This window comes from Rothia sp. ND6WE1A (genome assembly GCF_001683935.1).
GTDB lineage: Bacteria > Actinomycetota > Actinomycetes > Actinomycetales > Micrococcaceae > Rothia > Rothia amarae.
This window is the reverse complement of the sequence record NZ_LXTU01000019.1, coordinates 1-1,365: the sequence shown is the minus strand read 5'-3', so window position 1 is coordinate 1,365 and position 1,365 is coordinate 1. Positions and strand designations below refer to the sequence as shown.

2 rRNA genes and 1 pseudogene are annotated in these 1,365 nt (G+C 50.0%); all 3 read left to right on the top strand.

Features of this window, described 5'->3' with window-relative positions:
• Positions 1 to 428: ribosomal RNA gene (locus A7E48_RS01960) — 23S ribosomal RNA — on the top strand; the annotation flags it as partial.
• Positions 429 to 558: 130 nt separating this feature from the next.
• A 5S ribosomal RNA gene (rrf, locus tag A7E48_RS01955) occupies positions 559 to 675 on the top strand.
• A gap of 242 nt (positions 676 to 917) precedes the next feature.
• Positions 918 to 1,365 (top strand): annotated as a pseudogene (locus A7E48_RS01950) (hypothetical protein); the annotation flags it as partial.

Here is a 1,365-nt window from a genome sequence, read left to right as displayed (position 1 = left end):
CGACGGCATGGTTTGGCACCTCGATGTCGGCTCGTCGCATCCTGGGGCTGGAGTTGGTCCCAAGGGTTGGGCTGTTCGCCCATTAAAGCGGTACGCGAGCTGGGTTCAGAACGTCGTGAGACAGTTCGGTCCCTATCCGCTGCGTGCGTTGGAAATTTGAGAAAGGCTGTCCTTAGTACGAGAGGACCGGGACGGACGAACCTCTGGTATGTCAGTTGTACCGCCAGGTGCATGGCTGATTGGCTACGTTCGGGAGGGATAACCGCTGAAGGCATCTAAGCGGGAAGCCTGTTTTGAGATGAGATTTCCTGGCAACTTTGTGTTGTGTGAGGTTCCCTATAGATGATGGGGTTGATAGGCCGGGTATGGAAGCAAGGACTGGAGACTTGTGGAGTTGACTGGTACTAATAGACCGAAGGCTTACATATTTTTTTCTTGGTTTGGTTGTGTTTGCGTCCACTGTATGGTTTTGAAATAACAAAACGCCGCTTATATGAATTTTCATATAGGTTAGGTTAGTTATTGAATATTTTGACTTACGTGAGTCTGTTTTAGGTTTACGGTGGTTATAGCAAGAGGGAAACGCCCGGTTCCATCCCGAACCCGGAAGCTAAGACTCTTTGCGCCGATGGTACTGCACTGGGGACGGTGTGGGAGAGTAGGTCGCCGCCGGTTTTTTATTGGGATACTTGAATAGCCTTGGAGCATAGTTCCAAGGCTATTTTTGTTTTAAGTAGCTTTCTACAGTCGAAGTAAGGCCTTTTCTGCAATCAATGGGGAATAGGATCTATCCTGATGTAAGGGAAAACGCACCTCAATTTCTATCAGGCTCTGCCCAAGATAAACTATGACCTATAAAATAGGGAACGGTATCTTCAGTGGAACTTTCTCCACGCCAAATTCATAGAGGAGTATTCTTGTCAGAATCATCGCGCAGCGAATCCAACTATAACCGTGAATCAAACCACCGATCAGGTGGGTTCAATAAGCGTAATGACCGTAACTCCTCATATAGCCGTGACCGCGGTGGCAATAAATTTGGAGAAAAGTCATTCGGCGATCGTAACCGCAAGGAAGGTGAAGATTCCCGCGCTTCACGCAATTCAGGCGGCTACCGCCGTAACGATCGTAATGAGGGTGGTAAGTTCCGCGATGGTCGCCGCGATAACCGCGGAGGATTTGGAGGACGCCGAGACGATCGTAATGAGGGTGGCCGTGGTGGTTTCCGTCGGGATAGTGAGCATCGTGATGATCGTGGTGGTTTTGGTGGTCGCCGCGATAACCGTGAAGACCGGGGCGGCTACCGCAACGAACGTGGACAATCAGATCGATTCCGCTCTAATGATCGCGATAACCGGGGACATC